Consider the following 7,783-nt stretch of genomic DNA (forward strand, 5'->3'; position numbering starts at 1 on the left):
AGAAATCCCGCAGTCGCAAAGCGTCCTGGAGTGCGGTGAAAGCGCAGAGCGCATCACCGCTCATCTTTGACGGCGCTTGACGGCCTAACAGGTTGTGTGATACAAGATACCGCTAGGCCAGGGCCTTTCTGGTGGATTTGGCAGTGATAGGAACGTTGCGGTTCCCGCGCAAGCGGCGCTGCCGAGGCAAGAGACTTGCGTCTTGCCTCTCTGCGCCGCACTCCAGGACGCTTTGCGCCATGCGATGCTGGAAGTTTAAATTCGGCAAGTCCGCCCCTTGCGGAAAACAGGCTTGCCAAGATCTCACTCAGCGTGCTCCCACCGTCACACCCGGTATCTCCACGGGAAACAGCGCATTCTCCGTCACCTCCTTTTTCAGCATCTCTTCAGCCTGCTGGATCACCTCAGGATGCGTAGCCGCGATGTCATTCGCCTCCGCCCTATCCTGGGATAAATCATAGACCTCCCACGGCCCAGGTTTCTTCGTTTTCAGGTTCTGCCTTACCGCCTTCATATCCCCCAGCCGCACCGCCACTTGGCCACCATATTCGGGAAAGACCCACAGCAGCGGCTTCGTCCGCTCCTTCTTCTCACCGCTCGTCAGCGCAGGCCACAGGCTCTGCCCATCCAGTCCCTCAGGTGCTTTCACGCCTGTCGCCTCGCACAGCGTGGGGAACCAGTCCGCAAAGAAACCTGGCGTCTCATTCACCACACCCGCCGGGATACGCCCGGGCAGTCTGGCGATCATCGGGATGCGGATACCCCCCTCATACACGCTGCCTTTATAGCCCCGCAGCCCTGCCGTGCTGTTGAAAAACACCACATCCACTCCGCCCACATGAAAGTGGGATTTGGTGGACCTAGGATGCGTCGTCCCATTGTCACTGGTGAAAATCACCAGCGTCTGGTCCGCCACGCCTGCTTTCTCCAGCGCCTCCATCACACGGCCCACATACCCGTCCAGATCCGAGATCATCGCCGCATACCCTGCTCGTGGGCGTGGATGCGGCAGATAACCGCTTTCACCCCGATAGGCCTGCGTATCCCATTCCTCGGGAAATTTCTCCACCGATTCCCGTGGCGGATGCATCGCCATATGCGGCTCGATAAATGCCAGATAAAGGAAAAACGGCTTCGCAGCATTCCCCTCGATAAACTTCTCCGCCTCCTGGATCATCAGCTTCGGTGCATAGGTCTCGCCGATCCAGTCTTCCATCTTCACCTCGCCCTCCGGCTGCTTGGCACCGCCGGGGACAGGCTTTTCATTGATGACGATCTTCTCCGCATTCCTCCAAAGATAGGGCGGATAATAGCTGTGCGCTACGCTCTGGCAGTTATAGCCAAAGAACAGATCAAAACCCTTTTTGTTAGGCTCTCCCGTGCTCCCCACCGGCCCCAGCCCCCATTTCCCCATCGCCCCGGTAGCATAGCCCGCCTTCTGGAACACCTGTGCCATCGTCACCGCCTTTTCTGAGAGGGGATACTGGCCCTCATCGTATTCGGGCAGGACCTTCTTCGCTGCCAGATTTCCACGTATCTCCGCATGCCCCAGGTGCTTGCCCGTCATGAGTACACACCGCGCCGGGGCACACACTGGCGCACCTGAATAATGCTGGGTAAAACGGCTGCCCTCCTTGGCCAGCCGGTCCAGGTTCGGCGTCGGGATCTTCTTCTGCCCATAGCTGCCCAGTTCGCCCCAGCCCAGGTCATCCGCCAGGATAAAGACCACGTTCAAAGGCTTCTCCGCAGCCGGTGCGCAACCAAGGATGGACAGTCCTAAAATCAGGAAAAGGGAACACAGCGGTTTCATCCTTCCCTGAACGTTTCTTCAGGGGACGATCACACGTAAACTTTCCCGTAGGCTTCCTTGATTTTGCTCAGCCATTCCCCCTGGTCCATGGACCAGTATAAGTTGGAGAAAATCTCCACTTCACGATAACCTTTAAAACCCGTCGCATCCACCCAGTCGGAGATCTGTCGGATGGGGATGCACCCTTCACCCATCAGTCCACGATCATTCAGCAGATCCGCCGTCGGCGTCTTCCAGTCACAGATGTGAAAGGCAAAGAGCCGCTTCTGTGCCGCCGTCAGTTCGATCTGGTGCTTCAGCTCCGGGTCCCACCAAATGTGGTACACATCCGCCGCGATGCCTAGCATTTCAGGAGAGCCCAGTTCATCGCAGATATCATTGGCCTGCCGCATCGTATTCACCGCACTGCGGTCATCCGCATACATCGGATGCAGCGGCTCGATGCCCAGCTTCACTCCCGCCGCCTCAGCATCTGGAAGCACCGCTGCAATGCCGTCGGCGATCTGTTTTCTGGATTCCTCCAGGGATTGCCCCGGCACCGCCCCGCACACCAGTACGATCAGCGGTGCCTCCAGTTCATGCGCCTCCTCAATGCATCGGCGATTGTCATCCAGCGCCTTCTGCCGCCCCTCCGCCGTCGCTGACGGGAAGAATCCTCCCCGGCACAGGCTCACCACATCTAGCCCAGTTTCACGAGCATGACGGCCCACCGCAGCCGCGTCTCGACCTTCCAGGTTATAACGCCAGAAGGTGATGCCTCCCACGTCTGCCGCAGCATAACGTTTGATGCATTCTTCCGTGGACCAGTGCTTCGTGGTGATGGTGTGGACGCAGAGCCGGCTCATGAGCAGGATTAAGATTGAGGACTGCCTGTGTCTGTGCCCGCGATTTTCGTGCGCATGTCCGTATCGGCAGAGATGTTTTTGTAACGGGCAAAGTCCATGATGCCCAGGTTGCCGTTGCGGAAGGCCTCTGCCATCGCCATCGGGATCTCCGCTTCTGCTTCCACCACACGCGCCCGCATTTCCTGCGTACGTGCAGACATTTCCTGCTCCACCGCCACGGCTGCGGCACGGCGCACTTCCGCATTCGCCTGGGCGATTTTCTTGTCTGTCTCGGCCTGCTCAGCTTGCAACTTCGCACCCACGTTTTCACCCACATCGATGTCGGCGATATCAATGGAAAGAATCTCAAAGGCCGTGCCCGCATCCACTCCTTTGGTCAGCACCAGCTTGGAGATGCTGTCCGGATTTTCCAGCACCGCTTTATAAGAAGGGGCCGAGCCGATGCAGGTCACGATGCCTTCACCCACACGTGCCACCACTGTCTCTTCCGTCGCGCCACCGATGAAGCGGTCCAGGTTCGTGCGCACGGTCACTCGGGCACGCACTCTCAGGGAAATGCCGTCCTTTGCCACCGCATCGATTTTCCCACCGCGTCCCATGTCCGGGCTTGGGCAGTCGATCACCTTTGGATTGATGCTTGTGCGCACCGCTTCCAGCACGGTTTTGGTGGTGCCCTTACAGGCCAGGTCAATCGCGCAGGCGCGGTTGAAGTCCAGCGGGATGCCCGCCTTGTCCGCAGCGATCAGCGACAGCACCACATGCGTCACTTCACCACCCGCCAGATAGTGAGCTTCCAGTTGGTCCGTGCCGATTTTAAGCCCCGCCTTAGCTGAAGTAATGCGTGTATCCACGATCAGCGCATTCGGCACCCCTCGCAGATACATCGCCAGCAGGTTCACAATGCTCACCGGCGCATTCGAGATGCGTGCCCGCAGCCACAGATTGAAAAACTTGGCGACGATTAAGAACAGGATCAGCGCGACGATGATCGCACCGCCGACGAGGAGCAGTTGGAAGTTAGGCATGAGAGTTGGGTTGGATTACGGATGCAGGGGGAATGAGTCGTACTAAAAGATTGCCAGGTTCACTGCCGGTGATGCGCAGCAAGGAGCCCTCTGGGGCAAAACCGTCTTCACAGCGCACCTCGCGCCGCAGACCGCCGAAGTCCGCCCGGCCCAGAGGCCGCAGTTCCGTCAGCGCAGTGCCTTCGGTGCCGTTCGCCAGAGTCATCGGTGACTCCACGCTTGGAATGGATGCCTCCAGCGTGAAAGATTTCTGCCAAAAGCGGATCGCAAAATAGCGCAGCCACACCAGTTGCAGAATCACCGTGACTAGCACGATCCCGCACGCCGCCACACTGCGTCCCCAGGGCGGCCAGTGGGAAAAATCATCAGACACCATCACCAAGATCACCCCGGTCAGCACACACAGCGCCCCCAGCAACCCGGCCACCATGCCGGGCACAAAGGTCTCCAAAATCATCAGGAGAACTCCGAGGATTACTATGATGGCGACAGTCAGTACCATGGATAAACCGATCATGGCGGCTATCCCCCCCAGCGTCAAGGCACAGTCCCAAACTCCCCCGTTCTTGACGAGGGGCAGGCCACATAAAACACAACCCACACTTCTTATTTGGCCTCACTTCCCCACCGGACGATTACTTGTGAGAAGTATGGGTCTGTGCTTTGAATGCAGGCGTATATACCTCCGCTTTGAACTCCCACTCACACGCCGCTCTCATCATCGTTGGTCATGGCTCCACCCTGAATCCAGACTCCAGCGCCCCCACCCATCGGCATGCCGATGAGATCCGCCAGCGCGGCCTTTTTCGTGAGGTCGCCTGCTGCTTCTGGAAGGAGGAACCCTCCATGCGCGAGGTGTATGAATCCGTGGACAGCCAGGTCATCTACATCGTCCCCAATTTCATCAGCGAAGGTTACTTCTGCCAGCAGGTCCTGCCTCGCGAGCTCCGCCTGGATGGCCCCATCACCCAGCGTGATGGCCGCACCATCCATTACTGCGACCCCGTCGGCATTCACCCCAACATGACCCGCCTCCTCTTGCAGCGGGCGGATGAAGTCGCCCCCGGCGTCCCCCGGCGGGATACCAGCCTCATTATCGTCGGCCATGGCACCAATCTGAATGACAATTCCACCAAGGCCATCCAGGACCAGGTTCGCCTCATCCGCGAAGGCGGCTATGGCTTCGCCGAAGTCATCGATACCTACATGGAGGAGGCCCCCCTCGTCTCCGATTGGCACACCCTCACCACCGCCGCCAACGTCGTCGTCGTGCCCTTCTTCATTGCCGATGGCCTCCACAGCTTCCAGGACATCCCCGTCCTTCTCGGCATGGAGTCCGAGCCTGGCAAGGCCCTCAGCCAGATGGAAGTTTTCCGCCAAAACCCCATCCCCATGCACGGGCGCAATCTCTATTACAGCAGCGCCATCGGTACCGAGGCCCTCATGGCCGATGTCATCCTGGACCAAGTCCATGACTTCGATGCCAAGCACCACACCGCCCCTCAAGCTCCAGCCCCCATCCCTGGCGACCAGCTCCGCCAAGCACTCACCTCATGGTTAGGCGAAGACCGCCACATCATCGGCCAGGTCCACATCACCTCCGAATCTGGCGGCTTCCACCTCCGCCACCTGGAGGATGCCGACATTCCCGCCGCCCAGCTCACCCTCTATACCCAGCCCGCCGATGCCCGCGAAATCGCCCGCAATGATGCCCAGGGAGAATTCCGCCCCATCAAAACCGCCCCCACCCTCATTCGTGGCTGGCTTCTAAAACTGCCCGATCTCTCCTCCCTCCAGCTTGCGCTCGAATTTCTTTATCCCGCCGCCATCGGCATGGCCCTCGCCCAGGAAAAAGGCAACCTCCAGCCCGTCCCCCTGCGTCATTTGCTAGGCCGCCAGACCGGCATGTACCGCTTCGCCAACGGCATCACCGACACCCAGTCAGGCGAGATCATCGCCAGCTTTTGCAAAACCGAGACCAACTGCCTCCGTCGCATCGTCTGGCCCCTCGATGACTCCCAGCCTCTCCCCGGCCCCGCCGCCCCCAAGCTCAGCCTCGAGTCCGGCCAAGTCCCCGGCACCCCACCCACCCGCTGCATCCCCCTCCTCTGCATGGAAGCCTGCAACCACATCGTCTCCGTCTGCCGCAAAGTCGCCCGCGAAAACCATGACGCCAAACCCGCTGCCTAGTCCCCCGGAGCGCCGCCTCCCCCGTCCGCAACCATGGAGCGCCGACGACCCGTCGGCATAGCCCCTCGGAGCCCGGACGCCCCCGTCCGCCATGGAGCGCACGCGCCTGTCCCGCGACTGCGGTGATCTCGCGTGCCGTTCCTCGCGTCCTCGCGGGGAACCGTTCTCAAGTCCCCGTCCGCCATGGAGCGCCGACGCCCTCGTCGGCATCAGCAAGTCAGAAGATGAACCACAGATGCCACAGAGAGCACGGATGGTCAGAGGAAGAACGCGTCCGCCTTTCCGAATCCCGATCTGTGTCTATCCGTGACATCTGTGGTTGATCCGACCTCCCCAAACCCCACCCGCTGGTGCGGGCAGCTACACCGGAGCGCCCCGTCCGCCCTGGAGCGCCGACGCCCCCGTCGGCATCAGCAAGTCAGAAGATGAACCCCAGATGACCCAGAAAGCACGGATGATCCGAGGAAGAACGCGACTGCCATGGAGCGCCGACGCCCTCGTCGGCATCAGCACGCCCCGAAGATAAACCACAGATGACCCAGAGAGCACGGATGATCCGAGGAAGAACGCGTCCGCCATGGAGTGCCGACGCCCTCGTCGGCATCAGCAATCCCAGAAGATGAACCACAGATGGCCCAGAGAGCACGGATGATCCGAGGAAGAACGCGTCCGCCCTGGAGCGCCGACGCCCTCGTCGGCATCAGCAATCCCAGAAGATGAACCACAGATGGCACAGAGAGCACGGGTGATCCGAGGAAGAATGCGTCCGTGTTTCTGGATCCCGATCTGTGTCTATCCGTGCCATCTGTGGTTGATCCGACCTCCCCAATCCCCACCCGCTGGCGCGGGCAGCCACAAAACGGGCAATCCCTCATGCAGGCCATGGACCTCTGGGATTGGCGTGAATGAGCACGCCAGGTGAAGGGGCAGATTTCCAAAGAATGCATAAGCCCCGCTCTTTCCCTACGCCCCCGCATTCTGCATTCGACATTTCCCCTAATCCCTTTCATCCTCCGCCCCATGCCGCAGCAACCCATGACCCCAGAAGCCCAGGCCGCTTATAATAAAGCGCTCAAGAGGATTGAAGCGTGCCGTTTGATGGGTAAAAAGCGCGGTTCCTTGGATTTAACCGGTCTGCAGCTTACGGCCCTACCTCCCCAGATCGGCCAGCTCACCTCGCTGACATCGCTTAGCCTCTCTGGAAACCAGCTCATCAGCCTGCCTCCCGAGATAGGCCAACTCACCTCGCTCACAGCGCTTGATCTCACTGAAAACCGGCTCATCAGCCTGCCTCCCGAGATAGGCCAACTCACCTCGCTGACAGAGCTTTACCTCACTGAAAACCAGCTCATTAGTCTGCCCCCCCAGATCGGTCACCTCACCACGCTGACTGCGCTTGACCTTTATGGCAACCAGCTCACCAGCCTGCCTGCCCAGATCGGCGAGCTTACCTTGCTGACACAGCTTTACCTCGGTAGTAACCAGCTCAACAGCTTGCCTGCCGAGATTGGTCAGCTCACCGCGTTGACAGCGCTTCACCTCTCTGACAACCAGCTCACCAGCCTGCCTGCCGAGATCAGCCAGCTTACCTTGCTGACACAGCTTTACCTCGGTAGTAACCAGTTCACCCGCCTGCCACCCGAGATCGGCCGGCTCACCTCGCTGACAGAACTTTACCTTTCTGGAAACCGGCTCACCAGCCTGCCTGCCGAGATCGTCCAACTTACCTCGCTGACAGTGCTTTACCTCTGGAACAACCGGCTCACCCGACTGCCTGACGAGATCGTCCAGCTTACTTCTCTGACAGAGCTTGACCTCTCTAACAACCAGCTCAGCAGCCTGCCAGCCGAGATCGGTCAGCTCACCTCGCTGACATCACTTTACCTCTCTGGCAACGAGGTCAGCAGCCTGCC

The 7,783-nt window shown here is 59.8% G+C and carries 6 protein-coding genes; 2 read left to right on the forward strand and 4 right to left on the reverse strand.

Features of this window, described 5'->3' with window-relative positions:
- Window positions 1-307 precede the first annotated feature (307 nt).
- From EI77_RS06275 to EI77_RS06290, 4 genes are read right to left on the reverse strand one after another with little or no spacing between them, the layout of a single operon-like run.
- A complete protein-coding gene (locus EI77_RS06275) occupies window positions 308-1,810 on the reverse strand; it encodes an arylsulfatase (protein ID WP_133793939.1) in 1,503 nt (500 codons plus the stop codon).
- Between the two features lie 29 nt (window positions 1,811-1,839).
- Window positions 1,840-2,655, reverse strand: coding sequence for a sugar phosphate isomerase/epimerase family protein (locus EI77_RS06280; protein WP_133793940.1), 816 nt, complete (start codon window positions 2,653-2,655; stop codon window positions 1,840-1,842).
- 8 nt (window positions 2,656-2,663) lie between these two features.
- Window positions 2,664-3,680: a flotillin-like protein FloA gene (floA, locus tag EI77_RS06285; RefSeq protein WP_133793941.1), complete on the reverse strand. Its 1,017-nt coding sequence runs from the start codon at window positions 3,678-3,680 to the stop codon at window positions 2,664-2,666.
- A complete protein-coding gene (locus EI77_RS06290; RefSeq protein WP_133793942.1) occupies window positions 3,673-4,197 on the reverse strand; it encodes an NfeD family protein in 525 nt (174 codons plus the stop codon). Before EI77_RS06290 ends, floA begins: the two co-directional genes overlap by 8 nt.
- 173 nt (window positions 4,198-4,370) lie before the next feature.
- Between EI77_RS06290 and EI77_RS06295 the strand changes: the two genes are divergently transcribed.
- Both EI77_RS06295 and EI77_RS06300 read left to right on the forward strand, forming a co-directional pair.
- Entirely contained in the window at window positions 4,371-5,870 is a 1,500-nt protein-coding gene (locus EI77_RS06295) for a DR2241 family protein (RefSeq protein ID WP_133793943.1), read from the forward strand.
- 1,020 nt (window positions 5,871-6,890) lie between these two features.
- On the forward strand, window positions 6,891-7,783 hold an 893-nt coding region (locus EI77_RS06300; protein WP_208300289.1), incomplete at its 3' end, for a leucine-rich repeat domain-containing protein.

It is taken from the genome of Prosthecobacter fusiformis, from assembly GCF_004364345.1.
GTDB lineage: Bacteria > Verrucomicrobiota > Verrucomicrobiia > Verrucomicrobiales > Verrucomicrobiaceae > Prosthecobacter > Prosthecobacter fusiformis.

Excerpts from the sequence above, each read along its gene's own strand:
- EI77_RS06275 (WP_133793939.1), bottom strand. The coding sequence starts at position 1,810 with ATGAAACCGCTGTGTTCCCTTTTCCTGATTTTAGGACTGTCCATCCTT.
- EI77_RS06280 (WP_133793940.1), bottom strand. The coding sequence starts at position 2,655 with ATGAGCCGGCTCTGCGTCCACACCATCACCACGAAGCACTGGTCCACG.
- floA (WP_133793941.1), bottom strand. The coding sequence starts at position 3,680 with ATGCCTAACTTCCAACTGCTCCTCGTCGGCGGTGCGATCATCGTCGCG.
- EI77_RS06290 (WP_133793942.1), bottom strand. The coding sequence starts at position 4,197 with ATGATCGGTTTATCCATGGTACTGACTGTCGCCATCATAGTAATCCTC.